Origin of the sequence: Mycobacteroides abscessus ATCC 19977, from assembly GCF_000069185.1 — a bacterium.
GTDB lineage: Bacteria > Actinomycetota > Actinomycetes > Mycobacteriales > Mycobacteriaceae > Mycobacterium > Mycobacterium abscessus.
The window spans coordinates 4,500,152-4,515,995 of record NC_010397.1; the positions used below are offsets into that span (position 1 = coordinate 4,500,152).

Sequence of the window (15,844 nt, forward strand, 5' to 3'; positions counted from 1 at the left end):
ACTCGTAGACAAACTGAGGTTAATTGATGGCTGAACTCGAACGGCACCAATACGACGTGGTCGTGATCGGTGCCGGCGGCGCCGGCCTGCGCGCCGTCATCGAGGCGCGCGAGCAGGGCTTCAAGGTCGCGGTGGTCTGCAAATCGCTGTTCGGCAAGGCGCACACCGTCATGGCCGAGGGCGGCTGCGCGGCGTCGATGGGCAACGCCAACGACAAGGACAGCTGGCAGATACATTTCGGCGACACCATGCGTGGTGGCAAGTTCCTGAACAACTGGCGGATGGCCGAGCTGCATGCCAAAGAGGCACCAGACCGAGTCTGGGAGCTGGAGACCTACGGCGCATTGTTCGACAGGACCAAGGACGGCCGGATCAGCCAGCGCAACTTCGGCGGCCACACCTATCCACGACTGGCGCATGTCGGTGACCGCACTGGCCTGGAGATCATCCGCACCATGCAGCAGAAGATCGTCTCGCTGCAGCAGGAGGACTTCGCCGAAACCGGCGACTACGAGGCACGCATCAAGATCTTCGCCGAGTGCACCATCACCGACCTGCTCTTGGACAGCACGGACGGTGTCTCCAGAATTTCGGGCGCCTTCGGCTATTGGCGGGAAAGCGGCCGTTTCATCTTGTTCGAAGCTCCCGCGGTGGTTTTGGCGACGGGCGGAATCGGCAAATCGTTCAAGGTCTCGTCGAACTCCTGGGAGTACACCGGGGACGGGCACGCCCTGGCGCTGCGTGCCGGCGGAACGTTGATCAACATGGAGTTCATCCAGTTCCACCCCACCGGCATGGTCTGGCCGCCTTCGGTCAAGGGCATCCTGGTCACCGAGGGTGTGCGCGGTGACGGCGGTGTGCTGAAGAACTCCGAAGGCAAGCGGTTCATGTTCGACTACATCCCTTCGGTGTTCAAGGGACAGTACGCAGAAACCGAGGAAGAAGCCGATCAATGGCTCAAGGACAACGATTCCGCACGACGCACCCCTGACCTGCTACCCCGTGATGAGGTCGCCCGAGCCATCAATGCCGAGGTCAAGGCCGGCCGCGGCACCCCGCACGGCGGGGTGTACCTGGACATCGCCTCACGCATCCCCACCGAGGAGATCAAGAAGCGGCTTCCGTCGATGTATCACCAGTTCAAGGAGCTGGCCGAGGTCGACATCACCAAGGACGACATGGAAGTCGGCCCGACCTGCCACTACGTGATGGGCGGTATCGAGGTCGATCCTGACAGCGGCGCCGCCACCGTGCCGGGCCTGTTCGCGGCGGGCGAATGCTCCGGCGGCATGCACGGATCAAACCGCCTGGGCGGCAACTCCCTTTCCGACCTGCTGGTGTTCGGGCGACGGGCCGGCCTGGGTGCCGCCGACTACGTCAAGAGTCTCACCTCACGCCCACAGATCACCGAGGCCGATGTCGACAAGGCCGCCGCGCTGGCGCTGGCTCCCTTCGGTGACCCCGCGGCCGCCGGCGCCGAGAACCCGTACACCCTGCACACCGACTTGCAGCAGGCGATGAACGACCTGGTCGGCATCATCCGCAAGGAGGAGGAGGTCGAGCAGGCCCTGGTCAAGCTGAATGAGCTGAAGGAACGCTTCAAACATGTTGCGGTGGAGGGTCATCGGCAGTTCAACCCGGGCTGGCACCTAGCGATCGACATGCGCAACATGCTGCTGGTGAGCGAATGCGTGGCCAAGGCAGCGCTACTGCGCACCGAGAGCCGCGGCGGGCACACCCGCGACGACCACCCGAACATGGACGCGACCTGGCGCAAGACGCTGCTGGTGTGCAGCACCACCGGGGGCGATCCGGCGGTGCCCGACGTCCTCGTCACACCCGAACCGCAGCTACCCCTGCGCCCAGATCTGTTGGCACTGTTCGAGATCGGCGAGCTAGAGAAGTACTTCACGCCCGAAGAACTAGCAGAACACCCAGGAAGGAAGTCCTGACGTGAGCTACGACGCACACCTGCGGGTCTGGCGAGGCGACGACGATGGCGGTGAGCTCATCGACTTCACCGTTCCGGTCAGCGAGGGCGAGGTGGTGCTCGACATCATCCACCGCATTCAGGCCACACAGGCCTCCGACCTGGCGGTGCGCTGGAATTGCAAGGCCGGCAAGTGTGGCTCCTGCTCGGCTGAGATCAATGGCCGCCCCCGCCTGATGTGCATGACCCGCATGTCGACGTTCGACGAGTCCGAAACCATCACGGTGACCCCGCTGCGGGCCTTCCCGGTGATCCGCGACCTGGTCACCGATGTGTCCTTCAACTACCAAAAGGCCAGGGAGGTCCAGTCATTCACGCCACCCAAGGGCCTCAAGCCCGGTGATTACCGGATGCAGCAGGAGGACGTGGAGCGTTCCCAGGAGTTCCGCAAGTGCATCGAATGCTTCCTGTGCCAGAACACCTGCCACGCGGTACGTGACCACGAAGAAAACAAGAAGGCGTTCGCCGGACCGCGGTACCTGATGCGCGTCGCCGAGCTCGAAATGCATCCGCTGGACGTGGCCGATCGACGCGAGGTGGCCCAGGAGGAACTGGGACTTGGCTATTGCAACATCACCAAATGCTGCACCGAAGTGTGTCCCGAAGGCATTCACATCACCGATAACGCACTGATCCCCATGAAGGAACGCGTCGCCGATCGCAAGTACGACCCCATCGTCTGGTTGGGCAACAAGCTGTTTCGCCGTTAACCAGGTTGTCGCCATGGAGACCTGGCTGATCATCGTCATAGCAGTTGCGTGCCTGGCGGCCGTGGGCGCCGTCCTCGGCGTGATCTTGTTGGTGATCTTTGCGGCAGGCGGAATCTCCGCCGCGCGATTCAGTCTCACTCCCGTGGGCGCCGACGAGCTGCGGGGGTATCTGGACTCCGAGGCGTCTTTCGCCATCACCGTGCAACGTGACTTCTTCCATCCGCCTGATCAGGTGTTCAAGGCGCTTCTGGACGAACGGTTTATGAGTTGGGCCCCCTTCACCAAGGGCGTGGACTACGCGGGAACCGCACTGCGCGACATCGGGACGAAACGAGCACTGGTCAACACCTTCATCGTGCTGGCCGAGCAGATCGTCGTCAACGAGCCGGGCCGGGTACTCGGTGTCACCGCGACCGCGTGTTCGGTTCCGCTGGTTCTCGATTCGGCCGCTGAGGTCTTTGACGTCGTGGACAACGGAACCGGCGGTACCCGGCTCACCTGGCATGTGGGCGGCACCCCCAGAGGGGTGGGCTGGCTACCGCTGCGCATGGCGGCACCGTTCGTCCGCCCCGTGGCCGCATGGCAGCTCGGAAAGCTGCGCCCGATCATCGGCCGTCGCTGAGCTCCAACCAGCGGGCCGGGACTTTGTGACTGGCCGCCAATGCCCACGACCGGCTATGCGGGCAGCATCGGAATATGGGTGACACAGTGAGCGTCGCGGACATCCGAACCGCGATCAAGGAACTTTCAATACGCGCCGACCTCGCCGAGCGTGAGGGCCGCGACGAGGACGCACGCGAACTCCGTGAGCGCGTGCGCGGTTATCAGGAAGAACTCACCAGGCGTCCCTAGGCCGCTGCGGCCGGAGACTCGCAGCGTGGCCAGCTTATATTTGCAGTCGTCTATATAGATGGCATGCAATACTCTGTGCATGGATGCTTTCGAGGCCATTGCCGAGCCGAGCAGGCGAGTCCTGCTCGACGCGCTGGCGGGCGGCGAATGGACTGCCGGAGATCTCGTGGCGACACTGCCCGGGCTGACCCAGCCCACCGTCTCGCGCCACTTGCGCGTGCTGCGCGACATAGGACTGGTCGATGTCAGGCCAGACGCACAACGCCGGGTCTACGCGCTGCGCCCCCACGGACTACGTGAGATCGACCAGTGGATCGACCCGTATCGGCACTTCTGGAATGAGTGAAGGACCGCGATGGTCAGCTAGCGGCGCGCGACGCGGACCTCGATGCCGTCGGCGGACACCGCCTGCCCCGGCCGGGACGTCACCTGGACTCCAATTTCCCCGCCGGTCTTCTTGTCTATCAATGTCAACGGCTTGTGCCCGTTCTGCAGATAGTCGTCTCCCCATTTGAGCAGAGACAGCAGCACCGGGAGCAAATCCTCGCCCATCCGCGTCAACACGTACCCGTCTCGTTCCCGTTGGCCCGGCTCCCGGTAGGGCACCTTCTCGATGACACCTGCCGCCTCCAACTGTTTGAGCGCACGCGATACCGCCGGCGCCGACACCCCGATCCGCTCGGCGAATTCATCGAATCGAGTCGAGCCGTAGAAGCATTCACGCACGATCAGGAATGCCGTCTTGGTACTCAGTAGGTCCAGGGCCTTCCCGATTGAACACGCATCGGTGTTCCACCGTGAGCGGTCTCGCAGCGGTCGCTCAAATCCCATGGCCACCAGTCCATTGTAACTAACGCTTGCGTTATCCAGATAGTCCAGCTAGCGTTCTAACTAACGACAGCGTTAGTTAGGAGATGGAATGATCAAAGACACGGTCGTACTGGTTACCGGCGGCCGCCGCGGATTGGGGGCCGCCATCGTCGACGAGGTGCTCAACCGTGGCGCGCGCAAGGTGTACAGCACCGCCCGCGCACCATTCGAGGACCCGCGCGCGCAGGTAGTGACCAAACAACTCGAAGTCACCTCAGCAGAATCGGTGGACGCCCTGGCTCGCGACCTGACCGACGTCGAGATCGTGGTCAACAACGCCGGGGTGTTGCATCCCGATCCGCTGCTCACCGGCGACTTCGACCGCATCGACGCGACGTTCCAGACCAACGTCTTTGGCCCGTTGCGGATAGCACGGGCATTCGCTCCGATCCTCAAGGCCAACGGCGGCGGCGCGATCGTGAACATCCACTCAGTGCTCTCGTGGCTGGGCGGTGCCGGGGCCTACGGCGCGTCCAAGGCCGCCATCTGGTCGGTGTCCAACACGCTGCGCCTAGAGCTGGAGGCACAGCACACCCACGTGCTGGGCGTGCACGCCGCATTCATCGACACCGACATGGTGTCGGCATTGCCCGTCCCCAAGACACCACCCTCTGCGATCGCGGCGCGCATCATCGACGCGCTGGACAAGGGTGACAACGAGGTGCTCACCGATGACCTCACCGTCCAGATCAAGTCCCAGCTGGCCGGCCCTGTCGAAAAGCTCGCCTACCGCCCCGGCCACTGATCCCTCCCCGGCCCAACGATCCCCAGGAGGTTCCACATGCCGTTGTGGACGATCTATCACACGCCAAACATCTTTACCGACAAGGAGAAAACCGAACTCGCCAACAGCATTACCGAGGTGTACACGGCCGTGGGACTGCCCCGGTTCTACGTGATCACGGTGTTCAAGCAGATCGAACCGGCCGACCTCTACGTAGGCGGTGAACAAACCGACAGCGCTGTGCGAATCGTCGTCGATCACATTGCCCGCACCCTGCCCGACAAGGCCGCGCGCGAGCGCACCACCCGGCGCCTCGGCGCGGCGCTGGCCCCGTATCTCAACAGGCCAGGCCTGCATTGGGAATTCCATGTCGACGAGACCAGCCAGGAACTCTGGATGATCAACGGGCTGGTGCCGCCGCCGATGAACTCGGCGGCAGAGCGCGAGTGGGCCCGCACCAACACGATTAGTCCCTACGCCGCACCCGTCTAACCGAGCAGCTTGCGGAACTTGCTGCGGTGGAACACGATCGGCGCGACCGACGAATGCACCGTAAGCCCATGAATGTTCAGGATGACAATCGCATGGTCACCGGCAGGCACCTCGGACTCGACGGAAGTCTCGATCCAGGCCGTGGTGCCGCCGATGAACACGGCACCGGTTTCGGTGGTCGAAGTATCCAGTCCGGCGAACCGATCACCAGTCTTGGCCGCTAGCGTCCGTGCCGCCTCATCGTGCGACTCCCCCAGCACACTGATGCCCAGCCGGGGAGCGCCCCGCAGGTTGGGCCAGGTGGTCGAGGAATTCTGAACACAGAAAGCCACAAGTGGTGGGTCCAGCGACACCGGCACAAACGTGCTGGCCGCCAATCCGGTTCGCGTCCCGTCGATCTCGGCAGCAATCGCAACTACGCCGGTCGGGAAGTGCCCGAAGGCTTCCCGCAGCGTCGCCGCGTCCAATGTGGTGTCGCTCGTCATAACTGGATGTCACCTCTAGTCTTGCTTCATGACGTCACATGTGACCCTACGCGTCGACGGGCAGGTAGCTCGCGTCACGTTGTCTCGGCCCGAGAAGCTCAACGGACTCACCATCGACATGCTCAACGGACTGACCGCGGCCGCCCGCCATATTGCCTCCGACAACTCGATCCGGGTGGTGGTGTTGTCCGGTGAGGGGGACACATTTTCTACCGGACTGGATTTCGCGGCCGCCGGGAAGGACCCGGCGCGGGTTGTCGCGAACTTCATCCCGCTCCCCTGGCTGGGTACCAATGGTTTTCAGGAAGCGTGCTGGGCATGGCGCCGGCTCCGCATTCCGGTGATCGCCCTCATTCACGGGCGTTGCTACGGCGGCGGGTTACAGCTGGCACTGGCCGCCGACTTCCGGTTCACCACACCCGACGCCGAGTTCTCGATCCTGGAAGCCAAATGGGGGCTGATCCCCGACATGTCGGGAAGCGTCACGCTGAGTCAATTGATCGGCATCGACACCGCCAAGCGCCTCACCATGACCGGGGAGATGTTCGACGGCTTCTACGCCAAGGAGATCGGACTGGTCACCCAGGTGAGTGCCGACCCCGAAGCCGACGCACAAGAACTTATCGACCAGATCCTGTCACGGTCGCCCGATTCGGTGGCGGCCACCAAGACCCTGTTCGACAAGGCGTGGTCCATGGTGCCGCGCCGCGCGTTCGGATTGGAACGGCGACTGCAGCTACGGCTCATGCGCGGAGCCAACTTCGCGATCGCACGCAAGGCCGGGATAGACAAGACCGAGCCGCAGTTCAAGGCCCGCAGCATCTAGGGCGTGGACAAAAAGGGTTCCGCCGGGCAGGTCCTGATCGGCCTAGCCCTGCTATTCGCGACTGCCAGTGCCTTCCTAGCCATCACTCTCATCTGGCGGGCGCACGCCCCCGCCGTCGGACCTGCCGCGAGCGCGATAAGTGCGAAACAACCACCGGACCTCTCGGCGTACCTGCCGACTCCCTCCGAATACCCGCCTGGGTTCACAACGCCGCCGGAAAACGGAATAGCTATGCCCAGGTTGGCTATTCCATTAGCGAGTCCCGATCAGCCCACTATCGCACCCTGCGATTCGGCACGCGGATTGCCCGCCCAGTCACCCACCGGAGATCCTCCGGCCCAGCTGTATCTCACGAACTTCACACGCGCGGGTGGATCTATTTTGTCGATTTTCATCGCCGAGCCCGGTGCATGGCGTGACCTGTCGGCCGTCCGCACCTGGACTGCCCAGTGCCCCCAGCACGGCACCGCCGACATCACGTGCACCGATACCGCACATTTGCCTATCCCCGCCGTCTCGGCAGATGATGTCGCCGTCGTTGAATCGCGCTGCCGGAGCAGCTTCGACTACCGGTACCGGACCTATTACGCACTTGTCCGGGGATGCCTCGTTTACATAATGGCGCACGGTGATGACCCGCGACCGGCCGAAAGTGTCTTGGAAGTCGTCGTCAACAAGGTGCGTAGTGGAGCTGATACTCCATAAAGCGTTGCCTGCATGCCCCGTTCCGAAATGATCTTGTTTCGCTCGCTATGCCGCAGGCACGCAGTCGCGAAGCTCGGGGGACATACCGTATGGGCCCCACATCTGGCGCTGCGCGTCTTGGCGCGCCTCACCCTCGTTACTTCCGCGGCCTATCACGGTGCCCGCCCATTGCTTCATCCCGAAGCCCATTCCCGGCATGCCACCCGGACCAAACCCAGGTGGTCCGAAATTGTTGTCCGCATACACCTGGCATTGGACCGCAACCGGGCCCTCACCGGGTAGCGCCGAAGCAATGGGCGCAGCGAACACGGATACTGCCAAACCGAACCCCGCCGCCATCGAACAGATTGTCCGCATGGTTCTCCTCCTCAGTGTGTGACAGTAGTTTGCCACAGCCTGAGTATTACGCGCGCTACCGGTTCGCGGGAGCGATTCGCGGGATCGCTAACTGTCGAGATGCCCATGCACCGCGGCGACATCGGGGTGCGCCCGCAACCGGCTCTTCCAGGCGTTCTCGCCGTACGTGGCATGAATCGGATCGTCCGGATCGGCGCTCACCCCACGCGCCCGGTCCCGCAGTTCTGGCGGCAGCTCCAACACCGGGATGCGGGCATCCAGCCTGGGGTTGAAGAAATACGCGACCGAAATCCGGGGCGCACCCGTCAGTGTCACCCGGTGACGGGTGGCACGCAGGTACCCACCACTGGCCCGCTCAAGCAACTCGCCGATGTTCACGATGAACGCACCCTCGCGTCCCGGGGCCTCGAGCCAGGCTCCGTCCACCTCGACCTGCAAACCCCCAACCTCCGGCTCGGTGAGCAGCAGCGTCAGCACACCGGAATCACGATGCGCGCCCACTCCCTGCGACGTGGTGCCGTCGGACGGGTATCGGATGACCTTGATCAGCGTCGCCGGTTTATCGCCGAACGCCTCACTGAAGACAGCGCCATCCGAACCAAGAGCAATGGCCCACTCTCTCAGCAGCTTTCGCCCCACTTCTGCCAGCGCGATGTCCCAGCTTTCGAGTGCCGGCCTGAGCTCGGGAACCGCCGCCGGCCACTGGTTGGGCCCTTGCAACCACATGTAGTCGCGACCATCCGCCGTCGGACTGGCGGCACGCTCAGGCCCGACGTCGATCTGCTCGCGCCAGTCCGTGAGTCCACCGGTCAGCTCTCCACCGAGCCGGGTGAAGCCACGAAAGTGCGGACTTCGCACCATCGCGATGGCCTCCTTGTCGGCCTCCGAGAGGGCGAATAGCTTGCGGGCAGCCGACAACACCTCGTGGACCAGCTGCGGCGAGACCCCATGTCCGGTCAGATAGAAAAATCCGACCTCATGGGCGACCTCCCGCAAGGCAGCACGTAGCTGGTTCGAATCGCTGGACAGATCGATGACGGGAAGCTCAGCCACACGTCCATGGTTGCTCGCAAGCCGTTTGGGGGCCACCGTCTTGACCGCCATGAGGAAATATCCCAAGTACGATTGCCGGACCGTCGGGCGAGAGGGACGCACAGGGGCATGACGTCATCGGATCGATCCTCACCGGGTCCGGGTGGCCAGCAACCCGGCGACCTGCCACCGGGGACCGTCGTATCCGGCTACCAGATCGAGCGCGTCCTCGGCCGCGGCGGCATGGGGACCGTGTATCTGGCCGCCAACCCGAACCTGCAGCGTTCCGAGGCCCTCAAGATCCTCAGCGCCCAATCCTCACGCGACCCCGAGTTCCGGGCACGGTTCATGCGTGAGGCATCGCTCGCCGCATCCCTGGACCACCCCAATATCGTCACGGTGCACAACCGCGGAGAAACACCAGAGGGTGACCTGTGGATCGCGATGCAGTACGTCCAGGGCAGCGATGCGCATTCGGAGTCCGCGAGTGGGCGCATGTCGTTGACCCGTGCTGTTCACATCATCAGCGAGGTCGCCAAGGCACTCGACTACCTCCATGCCCGCGGACTGGTACACCGCGACGTCAAGCCCGCCAACATTCTCCTATCTGCGGGTGATCGTCGGATCATGTTGGGCGACTTCGGTCTTACCCGGGCACTCGATGACAGCAACAGCGTCACGTCGGCCGGGAATGTGACCGCCACCATCGCATACGCGGCACCAGAAATCCTGTCCGGCACGGCGGTCGACGGGCGTGCCGACGTCTACGCCTTGGGCTGCACGCTCTTTCGCATGTTGACGGGCCAGCCGCCCTTCGGCTCCGGCAACTCACTGCCGGCGATCATCAACGCACACCTTTCCGCGCCGCCGCCGCGAATATCGCAACTCGCCCCGGTACCCGAATCATGGGATGCGTTGATTGCCAAAGCAATGGCCAAAACTCCTGCCGATCGGTACCAAAGCGCCGGGGAACTCGCGATGGCCGCCCAGCAGATCCTGACGGATCCGGCACAGCACCGGCAGACGGTGACTCAACCGGTGCCGGCCACGACTCCCGCGCCCATCGCAGCACCAGAGCCGGTGCACGCCATGGCACCCCTCGCCATGGCCGACACGGGGCAATCCATGCTCAAACACAAGCGAATTGCGGCCATCATCGGCGTCATGGTGCTGGTAGTCGCATCGTCCGTGGTTGCGGTCCTGATATGGCCGCGGGCCGACGAAGGGACTGATCCCCGAACCAAAGCCAGCCCTAGCGCCGCCCAGGTAGCACCCGGCGCATCATTGGCCGGGCAACCCAATACCGTGCTGGACACCTTGCTGCCCGGGCAGTTCGATTACCCCGAGGGGTGGGAGAAGAATCCGTCGCCCACCTTCAGATCGGGCGAATTCAATCCCGCAGTACCGCCCGGATCTGCCACCAATATCGGCGGAACACCCGTGGGCTGCAACACCATCGATCCCGCCTGGGCACTGCGCGCAAAGGGGCGCGAGACGTCGACGCTATACCTGCGGGACCGTAAGAAGCCGGAACGCGAGATCCTGATCCGGGTTGTCCCGGCGGCCGATGCCCTGTCCACGGACGGCGCCTCCGATGCGCTGAAAAGGTGCGACGCGGTTGCGTACATCATCCCCGGAAGCAGTACCACCTGGCGATGCTCGTTCGAATTCGATGAGCCGAACCCCGTTCAAAATGGCCAGAAAGAACTCACTACAACGGAATCCTGCTACATGTTTCCGTCAGGAGCGAACAGCATTCGGCAGCACGTGTCCTTCAACGTCGTGCGCGGACTGCTCGTGTACATCCTGGCCAGCGGTGCCTCCAACCGAAACGACGCGGCAGGCTCACTCAGCGCAACTGCGCTGAGTTTTGCGACCACCATGAAAATCCTGCGCTACGGCCGCTAAGCCTTGGGCGTCCAGGGCTTGAGCCAGTCGGTGGGCTCCCAGCCCTCAGCCGCCGCGAGTAACTCGTACGTCGTCGCGCCGTCAATGGACTCGCGAATGATGTCGGCATGACCCGCGTGCCGAGCCAGTTCCTCGACGAGATGCAACGCCACCCATCGCACATTCCAGGCGTCGACGTCTTTGGGAAACCACGGCGCGGGCGGGACGGGCACCGGAGTCTCCAGCCCCTTCTCTTTGATCGCCGCAAGGGTCGCGGCGCTCTGCGCGGTGAAGGCCGCCAACGCCCCGGCGAGCGTCTCATCCGCGCGCAAGATGAACTCGTCCTCGGCACGCTGGTGGTCGGTTCCGGGTCCGGGCGCCGACACGATCCTGTCGGTCCAGCCGGCTTGCATGTTGGTGACGTGCTTGATCAACCCGCCAATGGACAGTGTGCCCGCCGTCGGGGTCAGACGAGCCTGCTCGTCCGTCAAACCAAAAGCCACGATCCGAAAAGCGTCTTGCTGCTGCGCGATGTACTCGATCAGGCCGTCCAACTCGGTCAGAACGGGTGGGGGCATGGCAGGCATATGAGGTCCTCTCATGGGCTGTGAGCTGGCATGCACCACCCAACACCACAGGTCCGACATCACTGTCCCAAACGTCAAAAAAACGGCATCTGACCTGCGATATCAGATTGTGATGACAGACACAAGGCCAGGACTTTTGTCCTACGCTACTCGGCGGTATAGTTCAGTTGTTACCGGTGGGTAACTTAATCGGAAGTAAGAACCCAACCGAATACTCAAGAACAGCCCCACGAGAAAAGGCAATGACGCACATGGGCCACTACAAGTCGAACGTCCGCGACCTGGAGTTCAACCTCTTCGAGCTCTTCAAGATCCAGCAGGTATTCGGCGGCGAGGAATTCCCCGAGCTGGACGAAGACACCGCTCGCACCTTCCTTGCCGAGATGCGCACCCTCGCCGAAGGGCCGCTGGCCGATTCATTCGCCGAAGGCGACCGCAACCCGCCGGTTTTCGATCCGGAGACCCACTCGGTGGCCATCCCCGAAGCCTTCAAGAAGTCCGTCAAGGCCATCACCGAGGCCGGCTGGGACCGCGTCGGACTCCAGGAAGAGCTCGGCGGCACCCCCGTGCCGCGGTCGCTGTCCTGGGCCATCCAAGAGATGATCCTGGGCGCCAACCCCGCTGTCTGGATGTACAGCGGCGGTGCCGGTTTCGCGCAGATCTTCTACAACATCGCCACCGATGAGCAGAAGAAGTGGGCCGAGTTCGTCGCCGAGCGCGGCTGGGGAGCCACCATGGTGCTCACCGAGCCCGACGCCGGTTCGGATGTGGGCGCCGGCCGCACCAAGGCCGTCAAGCAGGACGACGGCTCATGGCACATCGACGGTGTGAAGCGCTTCATCACCTCGGCCGACTCGGACGACATGTTCGAGAACATCATGCATCTGGTGCTGGCTCGGCCCGAGGGCGCCGGCCCGGGCACCAAGGGGCTGTCGCTGTTCTTCGTGCCGAAGTTCATCCCCAACTTCGAAACCGGCGAGCCCGGCGAGCGCAACGGTGTGTTCGTCACCAACGTCGAGCACAAGATGGGCCTGAAGGTTTCGGCTACCTGTGAGCTGAGCTTCGGTCAGCACGGCGTACCCGCCAAGGGCTGGCTGGTCGGCGAGGTACACAACGGTATTGCGCAGATGTTCGATGTCATCGAGCAGGCCCGCATGATGGTGGGCACCAAGGCCATCGCCACGCTGTCGACCGGCTACCTGAACGCGCTGGAATACGCCAAGACCCGCGTGCAGGGTGCGGACATGACGCAGCTGACCGACAAGACCGCTCCCCGGGTCACCATCACGCACCACCCGGACGTGCGTCGCTCGCTGATGACTCAGAAGGTTTACGCCGAGGGTCTGCGTGCGCTGTACCTCTACGCCACCACCTTCCAGGATGCCGTGGCGGCCAAGACCATCAACGGTGTCGAGGCCGAGGACGCGGTCAAGCTCAACGACCTGCTGCTGCCGGTCATCAAGGGTGTGGGCTCCGAGCGCGCCTACGAGAAGCTCACCGAGAGCCTGCAGACCTTCGGTGGCTCCGGCTTCCTGCAGGACTACCCGATCGAGCAGTACATCCGCGATGCCAAGATCGACTCGCTGTACGAGGGCACCACGGCAATCCAGGCCCAGGACTTCTTCTTCCGGAAGATCGTCAAGGACCAGGGCAAGTCGCTGGCCTTCATTTCCGGCCAGATCGAGGAGTTCGTCAAGAGCGAGACCGGAAACGGCCGCCTCAAGGCCGAGCGTGCGCTGCTCGCGACGGCCCTGGAGGACGTGCAGGGTATGGCGGCAAGCATGACTGGCAACCTGATGGCTGCCCAGCAGGAGATCACCCAGGTCTACAGGGTCGGGACCGCCTCCGTGCGCTTCCTGATGAGCGTGGGCGACCTGCTGATCGGGTGGCTGCTGCAGCGTCAGGCCGCCGTGGCCATCGAGGCTCTCGATGCCGGTGCCACCGGTGCCGACAAGTCCTTCTACGAGGGCAAGATCGCGGCCGCCTCGTTCTTCGCCAAGAACATGCTGCCGCTGCTGACCTCGACCCGGGCCGTCCTGGAGAACGTCGACAACGACATCATGGAGCTGGACGAAGCCGCTTTCTGATTCGTCCATCACGAAGCCCCCGTTTCCTGCCGGAGACGGGGGCTTCGCGCATTCCGGGGTACCGCCGTTGTCAGACCCCGCATAGGGTTGCCGTATGCCTCGTTACTACCGCGACCAGCAGGCGTGGAAAGACCTCCAAATGTTCCTTCCCGAGCGCCTGCGCCTCGACGAATCGACGGTGCCGCAGGAGGAATTCTGGGACTGGCACGGCAATCAGGTACACCTCGACCGGTACGCCAATCCGGCGGCGTCGGTGAAGGTGGTGTTGCTGCACGGTGTCGGTACCAACGGCCGACAGATGTCACTGATCCTGGGTGCACCATTGGCGCGCAGGGGCTACGAGACGGTCGCGATCGACAACCTGGGCTATGGCCTGACCGAGGTCGCGCCCGGCACCGTACCCGGATACGGCGATTGGGTAGACCTGGTGGTCGACTTCCTGGAATACGAGCGGCGCCGCGATGTGCGTCCCATCGTGCTGTACGGACTCAGCGCCGGCGGCATGCTCGCGTACCACGTGGCCGCCAAGGCGCCGCGCGACACAGTGCGCGGGATCATCGGCATGACATTTCTGGACCAGCGGGTGCGTGAGGTGGCCGACGGCACGGCCCATGATCTGCTGACCGCACGGGTTGGTGTCCCGTTCCTTCGGCTCGCGGCCAAGACGCCGGCCCGGCGGGTGCGTTACCCGATGTGGCTGGCCGCCAAGATGAGCACGCTCGCGAACAGCCGCGCGGCGATGAAGGTCTTCATGAAGGACCGCACCTCTGCCGCCAGCTGGGTCAGCGTCAAGTTCCTGGCGGAATATATGAGCTACGCCCCCGCCGTCGAGCCCGCCGACTTCGACGTGTGTCCGATCATCCTCACCCAGCCCGATGAGGACCAATGGACGCCCTACGAACTCAGCCGACCGGTACTCGACCCCATCACCAAGGTGCCGGTGACGGTGGTGCCCCTGGAGCGAGCGGGGCACTACCCGCTGGAGGACCCGGGGCTCAAGCAACTCGAGGATGCAGCCGTCGGATTTATCCGGGCCGTCACCGGCTGACCGCGTTGAGCCGGGCGTCGGGCAAACTTGAGGCATGACCGAAGCTCGACGTGCCGTACTGGTTCTATCGCTGGTCGCAACTAGCGTGCTGACTTTTCTGCTCGGCGTCACCGATCCAGCGGCTCCCCTCTTCTACCCCACGCGCTTCCTGATCTGGAACCTTTTCCTGGCTTGGCTACCCGTTTTCGCGGCCCTGGCCTTTTCCGCTGTCCGGCAAAAAATTTGGCTGATTCCCATTGGGCTCGTATGGCTCGCGTTCTTACCCAACGCGCCATACCTCGTCACCGACCTGGTGCACCTGATCAATGGCATCGCCTTCTGGCGCCACGTTCTGCAGTACGGGGTGGCCGCCTGGACCGGGATAATTCTCGGCATAGTGTCACTACGCTTGGTGCACAGGCGAATTCAGCGCGATTTCGGCGCTGTCACAGGGTGGATAGTCGTCGTCGTCTCGGTGGGGCTGTGTGCGGTGGGCGTGGTGATCGGTCGTTTCCAGCGCTGGAATTCCTGGGACCTGATTCATCGTCCCGGCGCGGTCGCGGCGAGCACCCTGGAGTGGGTCAGCTCGCCATTCTCCTTCGTGGCCCATACCGGTGTGGCCGTGGCCGTCGCCGCCTTCTTCGGGCTGGCCTACCTCACCATCTGGTCGGTCTCGCCACCCGATACCGGCCCCGAGGTGACAGCCGGGCCGGAAAATCTCGGGAAAGTGCCCGCGTAGCCGTCATCTCGGCTGCCGGGCCAACGCCTCGACGCGATCGGCCAACTCGGGCACGGACAGGCGACCGTCCAACTCCAGAGTGGCGCTCTCGCGGAGCAGTGGTTCTATCTCCTCGGTGTTGCGGACGATTTCGTCCTGTTCGGCAGTGGTGCGCCCGTACGGGTTGTCGGTGCGAGCGCTCACCCGCGCAATCGCCACATCCACCGGCACACTGAGTAGCACCAGATGACAGAATCTGTCGTAGAAATTCACCTGGTTATCGACGGTGCCGGAGACGACGACATCGGAATGCTGTTCCAGCAGTGCGGATATCCGATTCTCATCCCATCTGCCGTCCGCCAGTGTCCAGCCGTCGTAGTCGGTGTCGACGGTGCACAGACCACGGCGGGCCAGCTCCCGCAGCAGGGTGGTCTTACCCGCACCCGACATGCCTGTCACCAACACCCGCGCCACACCTGAACCATATGCGGTCGC

19 protein-coding genes are annotated in these 15,844 nt (G+C 63.6%); 13 read left to right on the plus strand and 6 right to left on the minus strand.

The features are described 5' to 3' along the window. The first annotated feature begins 26 nt into the window (after positions 1–26). From MAB_RS22400 to MAB_RS22420, 5 genes are all read left to right on the plus strand, one after another. Entirely contained in the window at positions 27–1,952 is a 1,926-nt protein-coding gene (locus tag MAB_RS22400) for a fumarate reductase/succinate dehydrogenase flavoprotein subunit (protein WP_005078513.1), read from the plus strand. Between the two features lies 1 nt (position 1,953). After that, positions 1,954–2,700, plus strand: coding sequence for a succinate dehydrogenase/fumarate reductase iron-sulfur subunit (locus MAB_RS22405; RefSeq protein ID WP_005078515.1), 747 nt, complete (start codon positions 1,954–1,956; stop codon positions 2,698–2,700). Between the two features lie 13 nt (positions 2,701–2,713). Continuing rightward, positions 2,714–3,322, plus strand: coding sequence for an SRPBCC family protein (locus MAB_RS22410; RefSeq protein ID WP_005112379.1), 609 nt, complete (start codon positions 2,714–2,716; stop codon positions 3,320–3,322). Positions 3,323–3,396: 74 nt separating this feature from the next. Continuing rightward, complete coding sequence (locus MAB_RS22415; RefSeq protein WP_005114760.1) at positions 3,397–3,552, plus strand: hypothetical protein; 156 nt, start codon at positions 3,397–3,399, stop codon at positions 3,550–3,552. A 79-nt stretch (positions 3,553–3,631) separates the two neighbouring features. After that, on the plus strand, positions 3,632–3,898 hold the full coding sequence (locus MAB_RS22420) for an ArsR/SmtB family transcription factor (protein ID WP_005064008.1): 267 nt from the start codon (positions 3,632–3,634) through the stop codon (positions 3,896–3,898). Between the two features lie 17 nt (positions 3,899–3,915). On the opposite strand, the gene MAB_RS22425 is transcribed toward MAB_RS22420, so the two are convergent. After that, the gene (locus MAB_RS22425; RefSeq protein WP_005112386.1) at positions 3,916–4,383 is read right to left on the minus strand and encodes a winged helix-turn-helix transcriptional regulator; all 468 of its coding nucleotides are present in this window, start codon (positions 4,381–4,383) and stop codon (positions 3,916–3,918) included. Positions 4,384–4,471: 88 nt separating this feature from the next. On the opposite strand from MAB_RS22425, the gene MAB_RS22430 reads away from it, so the two are divergent. Further along, the gene (locus MAB_RS22430; protein WP_005089437.1) at positions 4,472–5,167 is read left to right on the plus strand and encodes an SDR family oxidoreductase; all 696 of its coding nucleotides are present in this window, start codon (positions 4,472–4,474) and stop codon (positions 5,165–5,167) included. Between the two features lie 36 nt (positions 5,168–5,203). Further along, a complete protein-coding gene (locus MAB_RS22435; RefSeq protein ID WP_005089439.1) occupies positions 5,204–5,638 on the plus strand; it encodes a tautomerase family protein in 435 nt (144 codons plus the stop codon). On the opposite strand, the gene MAB_RS22440 is transcribed toward MAB_RS22435, so the two are convergent. After that, complete coding sequence (locus tag MAB_RS22440) at positions 5,635–6,123, minus strand: flavin reductase family protein (RefSeq protein ID WP_005079914.1); 489 nt, start codon at positions 6,121–6,123, stop codon at positions 5,635–5,637. The two genes, MAB_RS22435 and MAB_RS22440, sit on opposite strands and share 4 nt — an antisense overlap. 28 nt (positions 6,124–6,151) lie before the next feature. On the opposite strand from MAB_RS22440, the gene MAB_RS22445 reads away from it, so the two are divergent. After that, the gene (locus MAB_RS22445) at positions 6,152–6,949 is read left to right on the plus strand and encodes a crotonase/enoyl-CoA hydratase family protein (protein WP_005071548.1); all 798 of its coding nucleotides are present in this window, start codon (positions 6,152–6,154) and stop codon (positions 6,947–6,949) included. Positions 6,950–6,952: 3 nt separating this feature from the next. Next, positions 6,953–7,654 carry a hypothetical protein gene (locus MAB_RS22450; protein WP_005112388.1) on the plus strand — a complete coding sequence of 234 codons (702 nt, stop codon included), beginning with the start codon at positions 6,953–6,955 and terminating at the stop codon, positions 7,652–7,654. A 45-nt stretch (positions 7,655–7,699) separates the two neighbouring features. Here MAB_RS22450 and MAB_RS22455 read toward each other — a convergent pair whose 3' ends face one another. Together MAB_RS22455 and MAB_RS22460 are read right to left on the minus strand one after the other, a co-directional pair. Then, positions 7,700–8,011: a hypothetical protein gene (locus MAB_RS22455; protein WP_005064001.1), complete on the minus strand. Its 312-nt coding sequence runs from the start codon at positions 8,009–8,011 to the stop codon at positions 7,700–7,702. Positions 8,012–8,098: 87 nt separating this feature from the next. Continuing rightward, positions 8,099–9,064 carry an isopenicillin N synthase family dioxygenase gene (locus MAB_RS22460; protein WP_005112391.1) on the minus strand — a complete coding sequence of 322 codons (966 nt, stop codon included), beginning with the start codon at positions 9,062–9,064 and terminating at the stop codon, positions 8,099–8,101. A gap of 108 nt (positions 9,065–9,172) precedes the next feature. On the opposite strand from MAB_RS22460, the gene MAB_RS22465 reads away from it, so the two are divergent. Next, a complete protein-coding gene (locus MAB_RS22465) occupies positions 9,173–10,951 on the plus strand; it encodes a serine/threonine protein kinase (protein WP_005112392.1) in 1,779 nt (592 codons plus the stop codon). Here the strand turns inward: MAB_RS22465 and MAB_RS22470 are convergent. Next, a complete protein-coding gene (locus MAB_RS22470; RefSeq protein WP_005112393.1) occupies positions 10,948–11,517 on the minus strand; it encodes a DinB family protein in 570 nt (189 codons plus the stop codon). The two genes, MAB_RS22465 and MAB_RS22470, sit on opposite strands and share 4 nt — an antisense overlap. Before the next feature lie 251 nt (positions 11,518–11,768). Between MAB_RS22470 and MAB_RS22475 the strand changes: the two genes are divergently transcribed. From MAB_RS22475 to MAB_RS22485, 3 genes are all read left to right on the plus strand, one after another. Continuing rightward, complete coding sequence (locus MAB_RS22475; protein ID WP_005112395.1) at positions 11,769–13,604, plus strand: acyl-CoA dehydrogenase; 1,836 nt, start codon at positions 11,769–11,771, stop codon at positions 13,602–13,604. Positions 13,605–13,698: 94 nt separating this feature from the next. Then, positions 13,699–14,652: an alpha/beta hydrolase gene (locus tag MAB_RS22480; protein ID WP_005116069.1), complete on the plus strand. Its 954-nt coding sequence runs from the start codon at positions 13,699–13,701 to the stop codon at positions 14,650–14,652. Positions 14,653–14,686: 34 nt separating this feature from the next. Further along, positions 14,687–15,370, plus strand: a complete 684-nt coding sequence (locus MAB_RS22485; RefSeq protein ID WP_005112399.1) for a DUF1361 domain-containing protein — start codon at positions 14,687–14,689, stop codon at positions 15,368–15,370. A gap of 3 nt (positions 15,371–15,373) precedes the next feature. Here MAB_RS22485 and MAB_RS22490 read toward each other — a convergent pair whose 3' ends face one another. Next, a complete protein-coding gene (locus MAB_RS22490; RefSeq protein WP_005079901.1) occupies positions 15,374–15,823 on the minus strand; it encodes an AAA family ATPase in 450 nt (149 codons plus the stop codon). Positions 15,824–15,844 lie beyond the last annotated feature (21 nt).

Bases quoted from the DNA above. Each gene is read 5' to 3' on its own strand.
- MAB_RS22445 (WP_005071548.1), top strand. From the start codon at position 6,152: ATGACGTCACATGTGACCCTACGCGTCGACGGGCAGGTAGCTCGCGTC.
- MAB_RS22455 (WP_005064001.1), bottom strand. From the start codon at position 8,011: ATGCGGACAATCTGTTCGATGGCGGCGGGGTTCGGTTTGGCAGTATCC.
- MAB_RS22420 (WP_005064008.1), top strand. From the start codon at position 3,632: ATGGATGCTTTCGAGGCCATTGCCGAGCCGAGCAGGCGAGTCCTGCTC.
- MAB_RS22425 (WP_005112386.1), bottom strand. From the start codon at position 4,383: ATGGGATTTGAGCGACCGCTGCGAGACCGCTCACGGTGGAACACCGAT.
- MAB_RS22400 (WP_005078513.1), top strand. From the start codon at position 27: ATGGCTGAACTCGAACGGCACCAATACGACGTGGTCGTGATCGGTGCC.
- MAB_RS22435 (WP_005089439.1), top strand. From the start codon at position 5,204: ATGCCGTTGTGGACGATCTATCACACGCCAAACATCTTTACCGACAAG.
- MAB_RS22440 (WP_005079914.1), bottom strand. From the start codon at position 6,123: ATGACGAGCGACACCACATTGGACGCGGCGACGCTGCGGGAAGCCTTC.
- MAB_RS22485 (WP_005112399.1), top strand. From the start codon at position 14,687: ATGACCGAAGCTCGACGTGCCGTACTGGTTCTATCGCTGGTCGCAACT.
- MAB_RS22465 (WP_005112392.1), top strand. From the start codon at position 9,173: ATGACGTCATCGGATCGATCCTCACCGGGTCCGGGTGGCCAGCAACCC.
- MAB_RS22470 (WP_005112393.1), bottom strand. From the start codon at position 11,517: ATGCCTGCCATGCCCCCACCCGTTCTGACCGAGTTGGACGGCCTGATC.
- MAB_RS22480 (WP_005116069.1), top strand. From the start codon at position 13,699: ATGCCTCGTTACTACCGCGACCAGCAGGCGTGGAAAGACCTCCAAATG.
- MAB_RS22415 (WP_005114760.1), top strand. From the start codon at position 3,397: ATGGGTGACACAGTGAGCGTCGCGGACATCCGAACCGCGATCAAGGAA.
- MAB_RS22430 (WP_005089437.1), top strand. From the start codon at position 4,472: ATGATCAAAGACACGGTCGTACTGGTTACCGGCGGCCGCCGCGGATTG.
- MAB_RS22475 (WP_005112395.1), top strand. From the start codon at position 11,769: ATGGGCCACTACAAGTCGAACGTCCGCGACCTGGAGTTCAACCTCTTC.
- MAB_RS22410 (WP_005112379.1), top strand. From the start codon at position 2,714: ATGGAGACCTGGCTGATCATCGTCATAGCAGTTGCGTGCCTGGCGGCC.